The sequence below is a fragment of the Nitrobacter sp. TKz-YC01 genome (assembly GCF_047824785.1).
Classification (GTDB): Bacteria; Pseudomonadota; Alphaproteobacteria; order Rhizobiales; family Xanthobacteraceae; genus Nitrobacter.
This window is the reverse complement of sequence record NZ_CP181167.1, coordinates 2,042,749-2,060,146: the sequence shown is the minus strand read 5'-3', so window position 1 is coordinate 2,060,146 and position 17,398 is coordinate 2,042,749. Positions and strand designations below refer to the sequence as shown.

The window sequence follows — 17,398 nt, the reverse complement described above, 5'->3', positions numbered from 1 at the left end:
GTCAACCTGCTCTCGGCGGCTTGCTCACGTCAGCCGTTCTTGCCCGCGCTCTTTTTTGCGGGTACTTTAACTGTATTGGGCGGCGCTTTGGCCGCGGCGATCGAGCCTCGCGCCTTGCTAGCAGCCTCAGTCTTCGGCTTCGTGGAAGCCTGTTTCGAAGCTGCTTTTTTGGCCGGTTTTTTTGTTGTCGCGCCGTCCTTGCCGGCCTTCTCGGTTTGCGCCGGCTTGGCTTTCTTCGCAGCGCGCTTCGGCTTGCCGCCGCCCTTGGCGGCGCGCTCGTCGATCAGCGCGATGGCCTCCGGCAGCGTAATGGTATCCTGCGTCTTGTCGCTCGGAATTGTGGCGTTGACGCCGCCCGCGGTGACATACGCCCCGTAACGGCCGCTTTTCACGGCGACCGGGCCGAGCGTGGGGTGGTCACCGAGAGGCTTGCCCGGATCGGCGCCGAAGCGCCGGCTCGGCCCCTTGGCGACCTTCTCCGCGATCAGCGTCACCGCGCGGTTGAGGCCGATGTCGAATACCTCGTCGCCGGCTTCGAGACTCGCATAGGTTTTTTCATGCCGGACGAACGGACCGAAGCGGCCGATCCCCGCCGTGATCGGCGCGCCGGTCTCGGGGTGCTTGCCGATCTCGCGCGGAAGCGAAAGCAGCTTCACCGCAAGGTCCAACTCCATGTCGGCGGGCGAGGTGTTTTTTGGAATGCCCGCGCGCTTCGGCTTCTCGCCCTCTTCGTAGTCGCTGGCCTCGCCGAGCTGGATGTAAGGTCCGAAGCGGCCGGATTTCACTGCGACATCGAGGCCGCTCGCCGGGTCCTTGCCGAGAACGCGGTCCCCGCCGGCATCGCCGTCGGCGGCGAGGGGACGGGTATAGCGGCATTCCGGATAGTTGGAGCAGCCGACGAAGGCGCCAAATTTCCCGGCCTTGAGATTCAGTTTTCCGGTTCCGCAGGTGGGACACTGGCGCGGATCGCCGCCATCCTCGCGCGGCGCATAGATGTGCGGCCCGAGCATGTTGTCGAGCACGTCGAGCACCTCGGAAACGCGAACATCCTTGATTTCATTGACGACGCCGATGAAGTCGTCCCAGAAATCCTTCAGAACCTGCTGCCACGATACTTCGTTGTTCGAAATGCGATCGAGCTGCTCTTCGAGATTGGCGGTGAAGTCGTATTCGACATAGCGTGCGAAGAAGTTCTCCAGGAATGCAATGACGACGCGGCCCTTGTCTTCGCCATAGAGCCGCTTCTTTTCGAGTTTGACGTAGCCGCGGTCCTTGAGCACCTGCAAGATCGAGGCGTAGGTCGAGGGCCGGCCGATGCCGAGTTCCTCCATGCGCTTGACCAGCGAGGCTTCCGAAAAGCGCGGCGGCGGCTCCGTGAAATGCTGGGTGACGCTGAGGTTCTCGCGCCTCAACGCTTCGCCTTCGCTCATGGCGGGAAGGCGGCGGCTGTCCTCGTCTTCCTCATCGTCGCGGCCTTCCTGATAAAGCGCCAGGAATCCGTCGAACTTGACGACCTGACCGCTGGCGCGCAACTCCAGCGTACGCGCACCGGCCCGCGCCGCGATATCGACGGTGGTGCGCTCCAGCTCCGCTGATTCCATCTGGCTGGCGATGGTCCGGATCCAGATCAGCTCATAAAGCCTGGCCTGATCGGCATCGAGGCGGCGCTTCATGTCCGAGGGCCGGCGTGACAGGTCGGTCGGCCGGATCGCCTCGTGGGCCTCCTGAGCGTTCTTGGCCTTGGTCTGGTACTGGCGAGGCGCTTCCGGCACATAGGCGTGGCCATAATCCTCGCCGATGACCTTGCGTGCCTGCGTGATCGCCGAACCGTCGATCTGCACGCCGTCCGTTCGCATGTAGGTGATGAGGCCCGTGGTTTCGCCGCCGACGTCTATGCCCTCATAAAGGCGTTGCGCGATCCGCATCGTGTGCGCAGGTGCGAAGCCGAGCTTGCGGCTGGCCTCCTGCTGCAGCGTCGACGTGGTGAAGGGCGCCTGGGGGTTGCGTCGCGCCGGTTTGGCCTCGACCGTCGATACCGTGAAGTTCGCCGCCTCGATGGCCTTCCTGAAATCTTCAGCCTCGGCGCCGTTTCCAATGTCCAGCCGCTGGATCTTCTTGCCGTCGGCCCCGACCAGCCGCGCGTCGAAAGTTTCGCCACGAGGGGTGGCGAGCGTCGTGACCAGTGACCAGTATTCGCGCGGGACGAATTTCTCGATCTCGAGTTCCCGGTCGCAGACCAGGCGCAGGGCCACCGACTGGACACGGCCAGCCGACCGTGCGCCGGGCAGCTTGCGCCACAGCACCGGGGAAAGGGTGAATCCGACCAGATAGTCGAGCGCGCGGCGCGCCATGTAGGCATCCACCAGCGCGCCGTCGATCTGACGCGGGCTCTTCATGGCTTCGGTAACGGCTTGCTTGGTGATGGCGTTGAAAACCACGCGCTCGATCTTCTGGTCCTTCAGCGCGCGCTTCTGCTTGAGGACCTCGAGCACATGCCAGGAGATCGCTTCGCCTTCACGATCAGGGTCGGTGGCGAGAATAAGCTTGTCGGCTCCCTTGAGCGATTTGGCGATGTCATTGAGCCGGCCGGCGGCCTTCGGATCGACCTCCCAGATCATCTGGAAATTGGCGTCGGGATCGACGGACCCATTTTTCGCCGGAAGGTCGCGAACGTGGCCGAAAGACGCTAGCACCTCATAGGAAGTTCCCAGATACTTGTTGATCGTCTTGGCCTTTGCAGGCGACTCAACAATGACGATATTCATGTTATTCCAATATTTTATGGATAAACTTCAAACCGATTCGCGAAATGCGAACGGGTTGTTTCGGGGCGAACATGGGTGCAGCGGGGTCTTAAGTCAAATAGACTCCTGTGAAAACCTCTCCTCTCGATTACACCTAGAAATTGTACAATTCATGTAATATTACTTTTAGTTGCTACTCTTATGAAGGGGTGACGAAGCTACAAGCTTCGTCTTGGCATGATGCGAGGAGTTCTCGGGGGATGAGGGAACGACCAAACCGTAACGAGGAGTCGCACGATGACGAATCGCGCCTGGGCGACCCCCCCGGTGACGGCGGCCCGGACGAGGCCGCGCGCTACCTGGCGGGGGCGGTCGCAGATCTGGCACTGATTGCGCGGCGTCATGGACTGGATACCCTCGGCTACCTGCTCGATATGGCGCAGTTGGAGGCGGAAGACATCGTCCGGCTGCGAGCCGCGCGAAAGGGAAGCTGAAGGCAGGCGATCCGGGCCTCGTTTTCGAGCGAAGCCGATACCCGGTTAGCGCGAGGAAAACGCGTCAAACCAAAATCATGGACCCGTCTCTGATCTATTTGAGGCGTCAGCTTGAGGCGTCAGCGCGAGCCCGAGCGAGTATTCCTCACGGGGGCTTTTAGTTTGCCTGCCGTTTAGAGCGGCGGCCGGTCAAATGGAATCAGCACCGCCGCTCCAGTTAATTGATTGAGCATCGGATTTATCCCGAAACCGGATCCAACTTTCGGGTCCGATGCTCTAGATGCTTCAGCGAAAAGTGGATCGCAACGTCGGCGCGCTTCCAGGAATGGTGTGCTTCACGGTGCTTGCGTCGAGCGGGATCGGTTGCTCATTATCCTCGATGGTATGACCGGTTCCGACCGCTGGCCGTGCCGGCTGCTGGAGAGGAACCGCCGCCAGGAGCGGCCCAGCGGGTTTTTCCCCAAACGTGAAAAAGTTCTGTCCCGGGACGAAGAGCCTTTCACTGGGGGCGAGCGGCGATGGCCGCCGCCAGAAGGCCCAGTCATGCAGCCTCGGCACGAGGCCGCGAACGAAGCGCTGCGATCGGTCGAACACCTCCGACGGAAGAACGAGCTGCCCCTGGTTGGGTTGCGAGTCCGGAATTACCGGAGCAGGGAGGGTTCCGGCTTCGGCGGGGCTGGGAGCCTGCGCCGCGGGCGACGGTGAGACGGCCGCGACGGTTGCCGGCATCGGATGCATCCGCCAATCCTGCGGCTCCGTGGCCGTCTTCGGTCGATTCGCCGTTGCTGGCACAACGTGAACAATGCGGTAGCCGCGCTCCTTCAGCGTGCGGAGGATCCTGGGCAGCGCAGCCACTGTCCGCGCCTGGATATCATGCAACAGCAAAATACCTTTGCCCTTGGCTTCGATCCGGCTGATCGCGAGCTGATAGACTCGCTCGGCTGAAATGGGCCGCCAGTCGTCAGCTGGGAAATCGGCGCTCCAGAGCTGGATGTTTCTTGAGGCCAGATAATCCTCGATCCCTTGTGCGCGCCTCAAACCGGGAATGCGCATGAACGGCGCGAGAGCCGCCTCGTCGCCCAGCGCGGCGGTCGCCGAAGCAATCCCGTCGTCGATTTCCTGCCGGGCTCGCTCGATCGGCATCCGATTCATGCCAAGCGGGTGATTCTGCGAATGGGTGCCGATGGAATGTCCGGCCGCGAACACGCGGCGCAGATGCTGCGGGTAGTCGCGCGCCATCCGCCCGACCGTGAAGAAAGTCGCCTTCACGCATTCACGCGCCAGGATATCGAGAACCCGGAGGCTGTGGGGTGGCAACGGGCCGTCGTCGAAGGTCAGCACCACCTCATGATCGCGAAGCGGCAATGTCTCCTGATACTGCATGGTGCCGATACGAGGGTGTTCCCGAGGGTCCACGACCAATGTCCGGGACGTTCCGAGGGCATCGGGGTTGCCCGGACAATCGCCGGCCAAAGCGGGAAGCGCCGTGGATTCGAGGGTCGCGGCGAGCAGGCCGAGCCCAAGAAGCCGCTGGATCCGCCGCCGGGCTGTTTTTGATATCCGTGCCATTCGATAATACCTTCACGCCCACCCGTTGCATCCGAAACTAAAAGACCGGCGATGAACGCCGCCTTAACTGGTCGTGAACGAGGGGCCTGTGCCGCGGCCGTGCGCGCATTCACCCGGGCTTAACGTCCATCACCGACGATCTGTCGAATCGGAGGTGAGTATGCGGCGATTGCGTTTGAAAGCAGACGGGCGGATCGTGGAAATCCGCGATGGGGAAGAGTTTCCGCTTTCCCCCTCCATGCACGTCGCGGTCTCCGCTTCGGATGATGTTGGACCGACTTCAGCGCCTGAGGTCAAAAGCCTGCGCCGGCGGGCGCGGTTGACCCAGGTTGAGTTCGCTCAGCGGCTGGGCGTTCCCGTTGAAACCATCCGCAACTGGGAGCAGGGCAAGCGGATTCCGCGCGGACCCGCGCGGGCACTTCTTGCAGTTGTTGCGCATGCGCCTGAAACCGTGTTCGCCGCCCTCGATGCTCGCGAATAGACCACGGCCGGATGACGTCGCGATTTCCTCCGCATTGACCGGGCTGCTGATTGCATGTTCTTCCTGCTCTCCAAGGTCGTCGGATTTATCGCCCTGCCGTCGAACGCGATCGCGCTCCTATGCGGTTTCGGACTCTGCCTGATGCTGTCGAGATGGCGGCGCGCCGGCGTCGGCCTGCTGACGGCGGGGATCGCCGCGCTCCTGATCTTCGGCTATTCGCCGCTCAGCAACGTGTTGCTGTTGACGCTATCGGAGCGCTTTCCGGCATGGCAGCACGATGGACGTGATCCGGACGGCATCATTGTTCTGGGTGGCGCGGTTGATGCCGACACATCGATTGCCCGCGGTATCATTGAAACCAATGCGTCGGCGGAAAGGGTGATCGCGGCGCTTGAACTGGCGCGGCGATTTCCCAAGGCTCGTATCGTTTACAGTGGAGGCGCCGGAAACCTGATTACCGGCTTGCGCGCCGAAGCACCGGTCATAGGACGGCTGTTCGAGCAATTTGGAATCCCGCGCGAGCGTATCGTCCTCGAAACCCGTTCTCGCACGACCGATGAGAATGCGCGTTTTACCCGCGAACTGGTGGCGCCGGAACCCGGTGAGCGCTGGTTGCTGGTGACGTCAGCCTATCACATGCCGCGATCGGTCGGCGTGTTCCGCAAGGCGGGATTCGATGTCGAACCTTATCCGGTCGACTGGCGCACAGCGGGCTGGATCGACACGTGGATGCCCTTTGACAAGTTGTCGGCGGGCCTTGCCCGCGCCGATACGGCAGCCCACGAATGGGTCGGGCTGCTGGTTTACAGGATGACCGGCCGCATCGACGCGTTCTTTCCGGGATCGCGGTGAGTAGTGAGAGGCGTTCAGTCCAGTCGTGGCAATCCCACCCGGTATACGCCCCGAAAGTCGAGGGGATCGGCCGGCTTGCCTTTGCGATAGATCACGAGACGCCCGGATTGAGCCAGCGCCACGGCCGCGCGCCGGATCGGCATCAGCAGGTTGCGCCAGTCGGATTCCGCGGCAATGGCCTGTGCAAGCTCCGGCGCGCTCAGCGTTCTGGCGGCGTCGCGCGTCAAGACTTTCAGAATGTCGTTTTCAAGGGAGGGCGTCGAATGCGAATCTTGCGTGGTCATGGATAGTGCCATGGCGCACTGACGGACGCTCCGCAAGAGTGATCAAAAATCTCGGCGGAGGGAGCCGGCCTCGGCCGTTGAATGGAGACATGACGCGCGAGCCGTAACGGAATAGATGGATGGCGGTGATCGCGGCGCGATGCGCCGATGCGGGAGTAGAAACCATGACGCTGACGCTTGTGATCGGAAACAAGAACTACTCGTCGTGGTCGATGCGGCCCTGGCTGGCGCTCAGGGCCGGCGGCATCGCCTTCGAGGAAAAATTGATTCCGCTCTACACCGGCCCGGCCGACAAGCAGCGCATCCTCGATATAAATCCCGCCGGCAAAGTCCCGGCGCTGATCGATGGCGAGGTGACCGTCTGGGATTCGCTCGCGATCATCGAATATGCCGCCGAACGATTTCCAGAGGCAGGCTTGTGGCCGGCACACCCGGCGAGCCGCGCATACGCGCGGTCGATCTCGGCGGAAATGCATTCCGGTTTCTCGGCGCTCCGCCGCGAATGCGGGATGAACCTGCATCGGCCGATCGGCCCAAAGACGCTTTCCGACAACGCGCGAGCCGACATCGCTCGCATTCAGGAACTGTGGACCGATTGCCGCCAACGATCCGAAAGGAACGGACCGTTCCTGTTCGGATCCTTCACCGCGGCGGACGCCATGTATGCGCCGGTGGTCCATCGCTTCCGGACTTATGCGATCGAAGTGACGACCCCGGTGCGGGAATACATGGGTGCGATGATGGCGCAGCCCGCGTTTCGCGAGTGGACCGAGCAGGGGCTCGCCGAAACCCTGGTGATCGAGAGATTCGAAACTGACTGAACGAGCGCTGGCCCGCAAGGTGTAAGGGCCGGCCAGCCGACGTTCCCTTCCTGTCGCCCACAACCCTCGCTCGCGGTATTCCTTTCGCAACAACTCAAAGCCGCAACAACTGAAAGGCATTTACATTACTGGAAAATCTGCGGAATCCGTAATTCCGCCATGGTGTTTATGACTCGCCAAATGCCTCAATGGCATGCTATAGGAGCCAAAAACCTTGACCGGCTGCACCGCTGTGGGCGCGGACAGACTGCTATTGATATCTGATGGAGAAGGCGTTGAAGCATAAATTTCTCGTTGGAGAAACAGTCCTTTTCACCGCGAGCAACGTGGCACGGCCGGCTGCGAGCGGCACGTACGAAGTGATCCGGCTGCTTCCCACTGATGGCGACGACTTCCAGTATAGGATCAAGAATTCAGCCGAGGCTTTCGAGCGCGTCGCAAAGGAAAGCCAGCTCGCCGCTTGCTAGAGCGGTTTCTTCGCGCGAACCGTATCCACCTCGCTCGAAAATGCTACAATGGCTCCGGACCTCGCTCACAACATGCGGGGTCGGGCTGATTTCGCCGTATTCCCGGATCATTGAATAGCCGGGCCGTATCGGCATTTGCCGATTGTCTATGCTGGCCCACCGTTCGGCATGAGGGCATGGAGCATGAACTGGGCCTGGGTGACATCACTCGATCAAGTCTGGCGCTCGCCTGCATTTCCGATGTGGCTGACGCTTGCCGGGGCGGTTTTCTTCGCGTTCATTGTATTTCTGACGCTTATCCGTGCCGAAAAGTCGGTCGCTAATGGCGTCTTGACCATCATCACGTTGCTCGCGATCGGAGTCGCGGCGGCGGTTGCGCTTCGCACCTTAGAGGCGGATGGCAACCGCTCGCTGGATTCGAAAAGCCAGGGCGCCCGGTTCAACGTCGCGATGCCGGCGTTATCCTGCATTGACGGGCTGGCCGGAGAGGTGGTCGAGAGCGCCTGCGAGAAGGCGCTGTTCGGGACGCCAGACGCGGCGGCCGCCGCCGTTTCCTACGTCGCTTCCGAAATCAGCAGGTTAAGATCGTTCGGCGCCGCGGCTGCGGACGGCAGCGTTGTAGCGCCGGAATTGGAGACGCTGCGGCGGGCGATCGAGCGCGACCGCTATGGTCTGGTCGCCCATGTGCTGGTGGCGCGAGACCATTGCCAGCCATCGGACTGTGCCGCTTTCCAGTCGCTGACTGATCACAGCCGCATCGTGGCAAACATGAACGAGCAGCTCTATGAAAATCTGGTGATGCGTTATGCGTCATCCTGGAACGCGCCTGCTGCAGCGGCGCAGGCTGCCGCACCCGATATGCCCCCCGGTCCGGCGCTCGTATCGGAGCCGACCGGCAATCCGACGAACATGGAATTTCCGACGGCCGAATCCATTCCGCCGATCAGCATCATGACGCCCGAGCCGGCGACCGGTGCGGCGGCCGCCCCGCCGGCATCATCCTCGGCGGCCGCGCACGCCACCCCGAAACCGCGTCCGGCCGCGAAGAAGCCGCATCCACCGAAGCCGCACGCGGCTCCGCCCGTCCGCCTTGCGCCCCCACCGTCATCACAGAACTGATGATCCGCTCGACCGCTGCCGCCGACAGGCGCCTCAACCTGGTCAAACTCGCCGTGGGCTGCGAATCCGTAAAGGAGCTCAGGGATTGGATCGCCGAACGCATGAAGCAGGCGACGCTGCAAGGCTTGCCGCGCCATCATATCCACATCACCCGGATGACACCGAAACGCGGCGACGAGTTGCTCGCGGGCGGCTCGCTTTATTGGGTCATCAAAGGCGAAATCGCTGCACGGGAAAAGCTGATCGGCATCGAACCCTTTCGCGACGGAGACGGTATTGGTCGATGCCGTCTGGTCATGGAGCCGAAGGTGATTGCGGTCAGACCGCGCCCGATGCGCCCCTTTCAGGGGTGGCGTTACCTGTCCGTCGCCGATGCTCCTCCCGACCTCGGCAGCAACGCCGCGAGCGTCGCGGCGATGCCCGAGCCGATGCGCCGCGAGTTGCGCGATCTGGGGTTGCTGTAAGTGGAAATCGGGAATGAGTGGGCAAGAGGGTGGATTAAACACCGAGATTATCGATCAGGCGCGTCGCCCCGATTTTAGCTGCGACCAATAGCCTGACAGGGCCGTCCTTTAACGAGCCGACCGGTGACAGCGTTTCGGCGTGGCGCGCCTCGAAATAATCCAGCGAGAAGCCGGCGTCCTCGATCGCCCTCGCGCCATCCGCCATGACGGCTTCGAGATGGTCCCCGTTCCGCAAACGCCCGGCCGCATCCTTCAGGGCGCGATAAAGCGCCGGCGCGAGAGCGCGCTGCTCGTTCGACAGGTAGACGTTGCGTGACGACATGGCGAGCCCATCCCGTTCGCGCACGATCGGAACACCAATGATCTTCACGCCGAGATCGAGATCAGCCGTCATCCGCGTCACGACCTTGAGTTGCTGATAATCCTTCTGGCCAAACACGGCGAGATCAGGCCGGCACTGGATGAACAGTTTGCCAACCACGGTCGTTACCCCGCCGAAAAAGTGCGGCCGGAAACGATCTTCGAGGCCCGCCACGGCGGGACCTTCGGTCGATATCCGGGTCGCGAAGTCCTGCGGATACATCGCGCTGACGTCCGGACGCCATATCAGGTCGGCCTTCGCGGCGGCGAGTTTGGCCAGATCAGCCTTCCAGGTTCGCGGGTAGGATCCGAAGTCTTCATGTGGCGCGAACTGGGTCGGATTGACGAAAATCGAGACGACGACCTTCGATGCGCGCCTCTTTGCTTGACGCACCAGCGCCAGATGTCCCTCGTGAAGCGCACCCATGGTCGGCACCAGGGCAATGGTGGCTCGCCGCGACCGCAGGCGCTCCAGAGCGCGGCGTAGCGAGGGCAAGGTGCGAACGACAGCGGGGGCAGGCGGCATTGCTGCTCGTTGGATAAGTTCCAGGGACGGGGAGGCCGCATGCGCGGCCACGGGGAGAACGCACCTCAACTATAGCTTTTTCGAGCGAGGCGGAATCCGGTTCGCGCGAAGAAAACGTGTCAAAACATAAAGAAGGGTAGAGTCTTTCACCGTTTCCATGAAGCTGTGAAAAACAGGGAACAACCTGACAACAGCGCGATTTGGTCAGGCAGCCGGTCTCGTCAGTCGATTCGTCCTGCTTGAATTATCAGCGGTTTACGCCACATAGAGCCCGTCCACTCCTAACGCTGACAGATCAAAAGCACAATTTTATGATTTGGAGTTGGCGCGCTTTCTTAGTTCTTAACGCGAACCGGCGTCCACTTCGTTCGAAAGCGCTATAGTGCCCTGATCCCTTGTGAGTCTCGATGGCCTACGATCCGGAGCCGCCGAAACGTTCTCCAAATCCGACGATCTGCCGGAACCCGCCGTCCGGCGGAAGCGCTCCGTTGCCTGACGTCAAGTCATCTTCGTCGGACATCGCCGCGTTCGTCGCCAAGGCGCGATCGATGTCGCCTTATGCGTCAGACGGCCGTGGCAGGCTGTTGTTCGCGCTCGACGCCACCATGAGCCGGCAGCCGACCTGGGACATGGCTTGCACCCTTCAGGCGGACATGTTTCGCGAAGCGGCCGGCATCGGCAGCCTCGACATTCGCCTTGTCTACTACCGGGGACTCGACGAATGCCGTTCCAGCGGCTGGATACCCGACAGTGCGAAGCTCGCAAGGTTGATGAGCGCCATCGATTGCCGCGGTGGAAACACTCAGATCGGCAAGGTTCTTTCGCACGCGCGCAACGAGGCGGTCGCGTCCGGCATCAGGGCCGTCGTTTTCGTCGGCGACGCGATGGAAGAATCGGTGGACGACCTTTGCGCGAAAGCCGGAGAACTGGGGCTGCTGAAAGTCCCCGTGTTCATGTTCCAGGAAGGGCATGATGCGATGGCCGAGCAGGCTTTTCGGGAAATCGCGCGGCTGACCGGTGGCGCCTGGTGCCGGTTCGATCCTGGCGCGGCGAGCCAGCTGCGCGAACTGCTTCGTGCGGCGGCGGCTTATGCGGTGGGCGGCCGGGAGGCCTTGCGGCGGCTGTCGACGACCGTAACAGGCGCGACCCGGCTGTTGGGACAGATGAAACCCTAGAGCATCGGACCCGAAAGTGGGAACCGGTTTCGGGATAAATCCGATGCTCAATCAATTAACTGGAGCGGCGGCGCTAATTCCATTTGATCAGCCGCCGCTCTAGAGCCTTTCCGCTTCTGATAGAATCAGAAGCGGGCTCTATGATTTTGATTTGACGCGTTTTCTACACGCGAACCGGTGCCACTTCGCTTGCAAACGCTATAGCGTTTGCAAGCGAAGCATGCCTCTGGCTTGACCCCAGGGGATGGATACGCTTGCGTGAGAAAACGCTTCCAAAGTGTTTTCATGCCGCAGCCCCGGAATCGTAGCGCTGCTATGCCGCCGCATACAATCGCTTTCGTTGACGGCGCAGAGCTACTATTTGTTCGCCATGCCGACACTGATCGCAGGACTCTTCACGTTTCTTTTTCTGTATTTGCTGCTTCAATTGTTGCGGGCGGCGAATCCGGCCGTTCTGGCGCGAGCCATCAGGCTCGCCGGCGGCATCATCGCATTTGGAATGGCGGCTTTCATCGGCAGCAGGGGAGAACTGGCGCTTGCGCTGCCGCTGGCGGCTCTCGGCATCGGGCTTTTAGGATGGTCGCCTTCAGGCATGGCATTTTTCGCCAGACTTTTCGGCGCGGGAAAGCAGCATACGGCCGGCGCACAGACGTCTCAGGTGCGTTCGCGGTTTCTCGATATGGTCCTGGATCACGCCAGCGGCCGCCTCGGCGGATGGATCATTGACGGACCCGATGCGGGCCGCTCGCTGGATGACTTCGACCTGCCTCGGCTTCTCGCCATGATGACCGGCTTTGACGCGGAGAGTTGCGCGTTACTTGAAGCTTATCTGGACCGCAGGTTTCCCGCCTGGCGTCATAACGCGCAAGGCGATCCGGCAGGGGGGAGGAGCCACGCGTCGCCGGGCGGCAAAATGACGGACGAGGAGGCCTATCAGATCCTTGGCTTGCAGCCGGGGGCGGGAAGCGACGAGATTCGCCGTGCGCATCGGGGGCTGATGAAGAAACTGCATCCCGACCAGGGGGGGTCGACGTACCTCGCGGCCCGCGTAAACGCGGCCAAGGATACTTTGCTTCGCACTCATCGCAGCTGACTCCAACAACGCCACCAAACGCTACACTGCGAGTTGCTTCTGTCTTTCTGTCGGACGTGGCCCCGGTTTCGCCCGCCGTTGTCCGGCGGATCGATCGTTGCGTTGAACATTATCCGTCAATTGTTGACGAGTGGTTTGCATGGAGTGGGTTGGGTGCGTAGATCAACCTATAGGGTTTTCGAGCGAAGCATATCTCCGGGCTCGACCCGGAATTCTGGCGTCACGTATGACTGCGGGACGTGCGATCAGTTTTTGATCGTGATGCAGGATATATCCGAACGCTTCAGCTTGCGGCACGCGGCTTCGGCTTCGGCGCGGTCGAGGCCGGCGAAGCGGGCGCGATACAGCTTCTTGCTGCCCTTGGCGACGGGCTCGGTGAAGGGATCAGCCTTGCCCAGCATCTTGGGGGCGCGACCTCGGGCCGCATCGAGACGCTCGCGCGCCTGGCTCTCGGTTTCCAGCGCGCCGACCTGAATGATCCAACCCGAATGCGACGCTACCGGCTTGAGCGCGCCATTCTTCTGAACTGTCCGAGGCTGAACCGCAGGCGCCGGCTCCGCGTGAGCCATCGCCTGCCGTGTCGAAGAAGGAAGACTGGAAGCCGGAAGCACGCCCAGGATGCCCTGACCAGTGCCGAAGTTGGCAGGCTGCGGCGGCATGTTCGCCCGCGCCACGACCGAGCCCGACGTTTCCGGCGCCGCCTCGCGATCCGCCGCGGCGTCGCCGGCGGCCGGCGGCACAGCGGGCGCAGGCCCGGCAGATGCCAGTCTGACCGTTTTCGCCCTGACCTGGACCGTCTTGACGCGCACCGGCTTCATCGGTTCGGAGGAGCCGGGAACGGCGTCGATAGGCTGGGTGTCGATAACGCCACTGGTCAAGGGAGCCGGTTCTGCCACAGGCCGCTTCGAGGGCAACGCAGCCGCCGAGGCCGTTACCAGCGATCGGCTCAGATGAGCAGGACGTTCAGCCGGCAGCGAGACCGGCTCCGGCACAGTCGACGCGACTTGAACGGCGCCGTTCATCTGCGTCGCGCCCCTGGGCCGTGAACGCGCCTGATCCTCGGCTGCCCTTGCATTGGCCTCCGCCATGCTGCTCTCGGTGATTGCGGCAACCGTCCTCCGCGTCGCGGCCTTGTCGAGGTTTTCGGCCAGCAGCTTGCGCATGGTTGCATCGCGGGAGCCGCTGCTGCGGCCGCCAAGAACCACACCGACAAGATGGCGATTGCCGCGCTTGAGGTTGGTGACGAGGTTGAAGCCGGAGGCTCGAATATAGCCGGTCTTGATGCCATCGACGCCATCGACGCTGCCGACCAAGCGGTTATGGCCCCGAATGGTGCGACCGCGGAACGTGAATGAGGTGGTCGCGAAGTAGCGATAGTAGCGCGGGAAACGATCCTGCAACGCACGGCCAAGCGTTGCCTGGTCCCGCGCGGTGGTGACTTGATCGTCGTCGGGAAGACCTGAAGCGTTCCGATAGACCGTCCGTGTCATGCCGAGCGCGCGGGCCTTCCGCGTCATCATCCTGGCGAAGTCATCTTCGTCGCCTGCGATCGCCTCGGCGATGACGACCGCCGCGTCGTTGGCGGATTTCGTCACCAGTCCCTTGATCGCATCTTCGACGCGGATGGTCTGACCCGGTCGCAGGCCGAGCTTCGTCGGATTCTGCGCGGCCGCGCGCGCTGAAACGCGCATCTCGCTGTCGAGGCCGATCCTGCCGGCGTCCAGACGCTCGAAAAGCATGTAGAGCGTCATCATCTTGGTGAGCGATGCCGGATGGCGAAGACTGTCGGGGCTGGTGGACGACAGCGTCGCCCCGGAATTGGCGTCCACCACGATCGACGCGAATGGCGGATTGTAGCTATGCCGCACCTGCTGTTGGTGGCGATGATGCTGGCGGGCGCGCCGCGCATCTGCATGGTCGATCGTAAAAACGACGGCGACGATCGCTGCAAGCCCAAGCGCGCCAACACGCGTCGCGCGCGAGGAAGCCAAGGTGGTGCGAAGCATATACTTCCCCGTCCTGTGTTCGACGTTAGTTACCGGTTCGTGAGGCAAAATTTTGCCCGGCCATCTGATCTGAGCGTTCAGCGCAAACCGGTTCTCTCGGCGAGGGTGGCAGGGTCTGATTGCCATTCTGGCTAAGAGCCTGGTTCCAAGGTACTTTTTTGCCTTTTCACCGGGAACGCTCAAGATGCGGGAATCAGCGTAGGAGGCCGGAGTTTCGAAAGCGTTAAGTAACTCTTGATGGAACCTGCCGAATTCGAATCGAATGTCGCCTTTGTGCGACGCACAAATAAACTTGTATTTCATTGTGCGCCGCACTATAATCTTGACAGAACGGCGGGTACTCCAATCCGTCTGGCGACCATAAGGAATTCATCATGACCAAGATCGAAGACATTCAGCAGCAGGGTAAAGAGCAGTTCGACGCCGCGGTGTCAGCCGCGAGCGGCTTTCAGAAAGGCATTCAGGAGATTGCTGTAGCTTTCAGCGATTACTCGCGAAAGTCGTTTGAAGATGGCAGGGCATTCACCGAGAAACTCGCCGGGGCGAAATCGCTGGATCAGGCGATCGAGACGCAGACCGCGTATGCCAGAACCGCCTACGAGACGTTCGTCAGCGAGTCACAGAAAATTGGTGGACTCTATGTCGATCTCGCCAAGCAAGCCTATAAGCCGTTTGAGGATTTTACCGCGAAGTTCGTCCCGGACGCCCGCTGATCCCCAGGCCAAGACCCCGAAGATAAAAGACCTCGAATATAACGAGTAGCCCGGCCGCGATTTTCGGCCGGGTTTTTTGCTGGTGCTCGCGACCTCGTTATTTGGCGATGCGGAGCTGCGAGATTTGCGTGAGGATGTTCTGAAAAGCGTCGGCGGTCTGGTTAGCCGATGTGATCATCTGGAAATTTCCGTTGGAGGCGCAGTTCTGCAGCACCTGCGATAGCGGATCCCTGTTGCCGACATTGACCTGGACCGTGAAAATGACTGTGCCGCTGTCCTTGACCTTCTGACATAGCAGCGCCTGCCGCGCATCGACCTCTGGTGAGTGGTCGCTTCCATTGCCGGACCAACGGTTCTGGGTGTTCAACCCGTCGGATAGAAGCACCAGATAGTCCTGATAGACATATGCTCTATCCTTGGAGGGAGCCGGAAAAGGACCATTCGTGGTACTGAGGGTCTGCCATCCCCACGCGAGGCCGATGGCCTGGTTGGTACTGCCGCTGGGCGACATCGAGTCGATCTGGTTCTTCAAGGTGCTCGATTGAGAACTCACCGGCGTGATGGTGGCCGGAAGACAGCCGTTCAACTGTTCGGCGTAGAACTTCGTGGAGGGTGTTCCGCTGCTGCCTGAAGAGGGATCGGCATTGGAGATGTCGTAGGCTTGGTCGCGGTCGTTGACGCAACCGGTCCAGCCACCATCGGCTTCCGCTGCCGACGGCCGTGGAGCGGCGGGGGCGGCTGCCGCCGCTCCCGGATTGTCCGTATCACGCCAAGGATGAAGCACCTGGGTGCAAACCCGGTTCCGACCGCTCCCGCTGCAATCGCAGTGCGGGGTGGATCCGCAGCTCGCGCCTGAGCCCGAGGCAATGGTTTTTGTCACCGTCCGGTAGCATCCGTTGTAAAGAACACCGTTCTTGCCCGGAATCTTCCTGCCGTTATCCACGCCAGGGCAAATGTATCCGGCGTACCTTCCGCTGGAAGGAATTCTGGAGGCGCTTCTGGCACCGCTCAAGGTTGCCGGACGATCGGTGCAGGTGAAGCCGTGGTTATTGTTGGTGAAGGGACAATTCGAGTCGGCAATGGTGGTATCCCAGTTGCTCGGCTTGGAGTTTTTAAGGATCGGGGGCTCGTCCAGCCACTCTGACCAACTGATCCAGGATGCGCTGACGTTGGAAGTTCCAACGTTGACGTCCTTTGCGAACGGAACGATCGAAATGTAGACATCTTCGGCTGTTTTGGCAAAAGCCGACAGCGAGTCGATCATGTCCTTTGCCGCCCTTTGCAGCGCGGACATCTTGCCGTTGGACGACATCGAGCCGGTGTTATCGAGGACCAGCGCGACCCTCATCCGCGAATTGCCCCACGTGGACGTGGAACTGGTTCCGAAGCTGAGCTGCGGAAAGCCTGCGATTTTCATGAAGTCGGTTTTGATCGCGCCTTGTCCGGAGGCGAGAATCTTGGCCGCCGCCGATGACGTGCTTGGGGTATAGGTCGCGCTTATGCTGACATTGAACGCGCTTTTGTCGTTATAAAGTGAGTTAAAGTAGCGCTGCACCGCGTCGGTGATCTGCTGGGACGTCATGGCCGGGTTGGCCGCCGCGTCCCTGGAAACCATCAGCACCGCCGAATCCATGGCCGCCTGCATCGACGAGCGGGCCGCGTTCGCCCGCGTATAATCGACAGCGGCGCCCACAAAGCCCAGTACCGGCAGCAGCGCGATCGCGAAAATAGGCGCGATGTTGCCCCGGAAATCCCGATCAAAACGCCTGATCGAATTGCGAATCCGTTTGCAAGTTGACGTCCCAGACATGGCTGACACCGATCCGTTGGCTCCAGCCGCATTTCGGGCGTCCCGGCTAAACGTGTGGTAAAGTTGTCCTGAGAAAGCAGGTAAATAGCCGCACAAATTGCGGCAGCCGTTCAAAATGATTATCCATCGTCAACCGACCATGAACGGGATGATCGGACATCCGGGGAGGGCGGGAGGAGTTGGTTAACCATCCGCCCCGCAGGCCGGCCCGTGATCGACAGGCGTTTCGGCAGCAATTACGATCTTGCGGTGAGGCCAATACAAACCCATACTTAATCCGTCCGGGCCGACGGTCACGAGATGGGGCGGCCCGGATACGTTATGCCTGAACTGATGTGGCGCTCGGTCACCTTGCCGGCTCCATCGTTTATCCTGGCAGGAAATCGACGCTTGAAAACATCGAACGCTGAAAACATCGAA

At 61.4% G+C, this 17,398-nt stretch carries 16 protein-coding genes; 10 read left to right on the top strand and 6 right to left on the bottom strand.

The window, feature by feature from the left end; translation table 11 throughout:
• Window positions 1–29: 29 nt before the first annotated feature.
• Window positions 30–2,765 carry a type I DNA topoisomerase gene (gene topA / locus ACMYR2_RS09715; RefSeq protein WP_347263342.1) on the bottom strand — a complete coding sequence of 912 codons (2,736 nt, stop codon included), beginning with the start codon at window positions 2,763–2,765 and terminating at the stop codon, window positions 30–32.
• A gap of 239 nt (window positions 2,766–3,004) precedes the next feature.
• Here topA and ACMYR2_RS09710 point away from each other — a divergent pair, with 239 nt between their 5' ends.
• Window positions 3,005–3,238 carry a hypothetical protein gene (locus ACMYR2_RS09710; RefSeq protein WP_416192845.1) on the top strand — a complete coding sequence of 78 codons (234 nt, stop codon included), beginning with the start codon at window positions 3,005–3,007 and terminating at the stop codon, window positions 3,236–3,238.
• A 285-nt stretch (window positions 3,239–3,523) separates the two neighbouring features.
• Here the strand turns inward: ACMYR2_RS09710 and ACMYR2_RS09705 are convergent, their stop codons facing one another.
• The gene (locus tag ACMYR2_RS09705) at window positions 3,524–4,807 is read right to left on the bottom strand and encodes a polysaccharide deacetylase family protein (RefSeq protein WP_416192844.1); all 1,284 of its coding nucleotides are present in this window, start codon (window positions 4,805–4,807) and stop codon (window positions 3,524–3,526) included.
• A gap of 160 nt (window positions 4,808–4,967) precedes the next feature.
• On the opposite strand from ACMYR2_RS09705, the gene ACMYR2_RS09700 reads away from it, so the two are divergent.
• Both ACMYR2_RS09700 and ACMYR2_RS09695 read left to right on the top strand, forming a co-directional pair.
• Window positions 4,968–5,288, top strand: coding sequence for a helix-turn-helix domain-containing protein (locus tag ACMYR2_RS09700; RefSeq protein WP_416192843.1), 321 nt, complete (start codon window positions 4,968–4,970; stop codon window positions 5,286–5,288).
• A gap of 54 nt (window positions 5,289–5,342) precedes the next feature.
• Entirely contained in the window at window positions 5,343–6,140 is a 798-nt protein-coding gene (locus ACMYR2_RS09695) for a YdcF family protein (RefSeq protein ID WP_347263339.1), read from the top strand.
• Window positions 6,141–6,154: 14 nt separating this feature from the next.
• Here the strand turns inward: ACMYR2_RS09695 and ACMYR2_RS09690 are convergent, their stop codons facing one another.
• Window positions 6,155–6,424, bottom strand: coding sequence for a DUF3253 domain-containing protein (locus tag ACMYR2_RS09690; RefSeq protein ID WP_347263338.1), 270 nt, complete (start codon window positions 6,422–6,424; stop codon window positions 6,155–6,157).
• A 164-nt stretch (window positions 6,425–6,588) separates the two neighbouring features.
• Between ACMYR2_RS09690 and ACMYR2_RS09685 the strand changes: the two genes are divergently transcribed.
• From ACMYR2_RS09685 to ACMYR2_RS09670, 4 genes are all read left to right on the top strand, one after another.
• Window positions 6,589–7,245, top strand: a complete 657-nt coding sequence (locus tag ACMYR2_RS09685; RefSeq protein ID WP_347263359.1) for a glutathione S-transferase family protein — start codon at window positions 6,589–6,591, stop codon at window positions 7,243–7,245.
• A gap of 263 nt (window positions 7,246–7,508) precedes the next feature.
• A complete protein-coding gene (locus ACMYR2_RS09680) occupies window positions 7,509–7,712 on the top strand; it encodes a hypothetical protein (RefSeq protein ID WP_148203817.1) in 204 nt (67 codons plus the stop codon).
• A gap of 183 nt (window positions 7,713–7,895) precedes the next feature.
• The gene (locus ACMYR2_RS09675) at window positions 7,896–8,831 is read left to right on the top strand and encodes a hypothetical protein (protein WP_347263337.1); all 936 of its coding nucleotides are present in this window, start codon (window positions 7,896–7,898) and stop codon (window positions 8,829–8,831) included.
• A complete protein-coding gene (locus tag ACMYR2_RS09670; protein WP_347263336.1) occupies window positions 8,831–9,295 on the top strand; it encodes a DUF1489 domain-containing protein in 465 nt (154 codons plus the stop codon). The genes ACMYR2_RS09675 and ACMYR2_RS09670 overlap by 1 nt, the downstream gene beginning before the upstream one ends.
• Before the next feature lie 34 nt (window positions 9,296–9,329).
• Here ACMYR2_RS09670 and panC read toward each other — a convergent pair whose 3' ends face one another.
• Window positions 9,330–10,181, bottom strand: a complete 852-nt coding sequence (gene panC / locus ACMYR2_RS09665) for a pantoate--beta-alanine ligase (RefSeq protein WP_347263335.1) — start codon at window positions 10,179–10,181, stop codon at window positions 9,330–9,332.
• A 548-nt stretch (window positions 10,182–10,729) separates the two neighbouring features.
• On the opposite strand from panC, the gene ACMYR2_RS09660 reads away from it, so the two are divergent.
• The gene (locus ACMYR2_RS09660; RefSeq protein WP_416194083.1) at window positions 10,730–11,356 is read left to right on the top strand and encodes a VWA domain-containing protein; all 627 of its coding nucleotides are present in this window, start codon (window positions 10,730–10,732) and stop codon (window positions 11,354–11,356) included.
• A 370-nt stretch (window positions 11,357–11,726) separates the two neighbouring features.
• Complete coding sequence (locus ACMYR2_RS09655; RefSeq protein WP_347263334.1) at window positions 11,727–12,449, top strand: DnaJ domain-containing protein; 723 nt, start codon at window positions 11,727–11,729, stop codon at window positions 12,447–12,449.
• 245 nt (window positions 12,450–12,694) lie between these two features.
• Here the strand turns inward: ACMYR2_RS09655 and ACMYR2_RS09650 are convergent, their stop codons facing one another.
• Window positions 12,695–14,455, bottom strand: coding sequence for a D-alanyl-D-alanine carboxypeptidase (locus tag ACMYR2_RS09650; RefSeq protein ID WP_347263357.1), 1,761 nt, complete (start codon window positions 14,453–14,455; stop codon window positions 12,695–12,697).
• Between the two features lie 374 nt (window positions 14,456–14,829).
• On the opposite strand from ACMYR2_RS09650, the gene ACMYR2_RS09645 reads away from it, so the two are divergent.
• Window positions 14,830–15,168, top strand: coding sequence for a phasin family protein (locus ACMYR2_RS09645; RefSeq protein WP_347265382.1), 339 nt, complete (start codon window positions 14,830–14,832; stop codon window positions 15,166–15,168).
• A gap of 97 nt (window positions 15,169–15,265) precedes the next feature.
• Here ACMYR2_RS09645 and ACMYR2_RS09640 read toward each other — a convergent pair whose 3' ends face one another.
• Window positions 15,266–17,092 (bottom strand): pilus assembly protein TadG-related protein, encoded by a 1,827-nt coding sequence (locus ACMYR2_RS09640; protein ID WP_416192842.1) that lies wholly within the window; start codon window positions 17,090–17,092, stop codon window positions 15,266–15,268.
• Window positions 17,093–17,398: the final 306 nt, after the last annotated feature.

Coding starts and splice junctions, on each gene's coding strand:
- topA (WP_347263342.1), bottom strand. CDS start 2,765: ATGAATATCGTCATTGTTGAGTCGCCTGCAAAGGCCAAGACGATCAAC.
- ACMYR2_RS09710 (WP_416192845.1), top strand. CDS start 3,005: ATGAGGGAACGACCAAACCGTAACGAGGAGTCGCACGATGACGAATCG.
- ACMYR2_RS09705 (WP_416192844.1), bottom strand. CDS start 4,807: ATGGCACGGATATCAAAAACAGCCCGGCGGCGGATCCAGCGGCTTCTT.
- ACMYR2_RS09700 (WP_416192843.1), top strand. CDS start 4,968: ATGCGGCGATTGCGTTTGAAAGCAGACGGGCGGATCGTGGAAATCCGC.
- ACMYR2_RS09695 (WP_347263339.1), top strand. CDS start 5,343: ATGTTCTTCCTGCTCTCCAAGGTCGTCGGATTTATCGCCCTGCCGTCG.
- ACMYR2_RS09690 (WP_347263338.1), bottom strand. CDS start 6,424: ATGACCACGCAAGATTCGCATTCGACGCCCTCCCTTGAAAACGACATT.
- ACMYR2_RS09685 (WP_347263359.1), top strand. CDS start 6,589: ATGACGCTGACGCTTGTGATCGGAAACAAGAACTACTCGTCGTGGTCG.
- ACMYR2_RS09680 (WP_148203817.1), top strand. CDS start 7,509: ATGGAGAAGGCGTTGAAGCATAAATTTCTCGTTGGAGAAACAGTCCTT.
- ACMYR2_RS09675 (WP_347263337.1), top strand. CDS start 7,896: ATGAACTGGGCCTGGGTGACATCACTCGATCAAGTCTGGCGCTCGCCT.
- ACMYR2_RS09670 (WP_347263336.1), top strand. CDS start 8,831: ATGATCCGCTCGACCGCTGCCGCCGACAGGCGCCTCAACCTGGTCAAA.
- panC (WP_347263335.1), bottom strand. CDS start 10,181: ATGCCGCCTGCCCCCGCTGTCGTTCGCACCTTGCCCTCGCTACGCCGC.
- ACMYR2_RS09660 (WP_416194083.1), top strand. CDS start 10,730: ATGTCGCCTTATGCGTCAGACGGCCGTGGCAGGCTGTTGTTCGCGCTC.
- ACMYR2_RS09655 (WP_347263334.1), top strand. CDS start 11,727: ATGCCGACACTGATCGCAGGACTCTTCACGTTTCTTTTTCTGTATTTG.
- ACMYR2_RS09650 (WP_347263357.1), bottom strand. CDS start 14,455: ATGCTTCGCACCACCTTGGCTTCCTCGCGCGCGACGCGTGTTGGCGCG.
- ACMYR2_RS09645 (WP_347265382.1), top strand. CDS start 14,830: ATGACCAAGATCGAAGACATTCAGCAGCAGGGTAAAGAGCAGTTCGAC.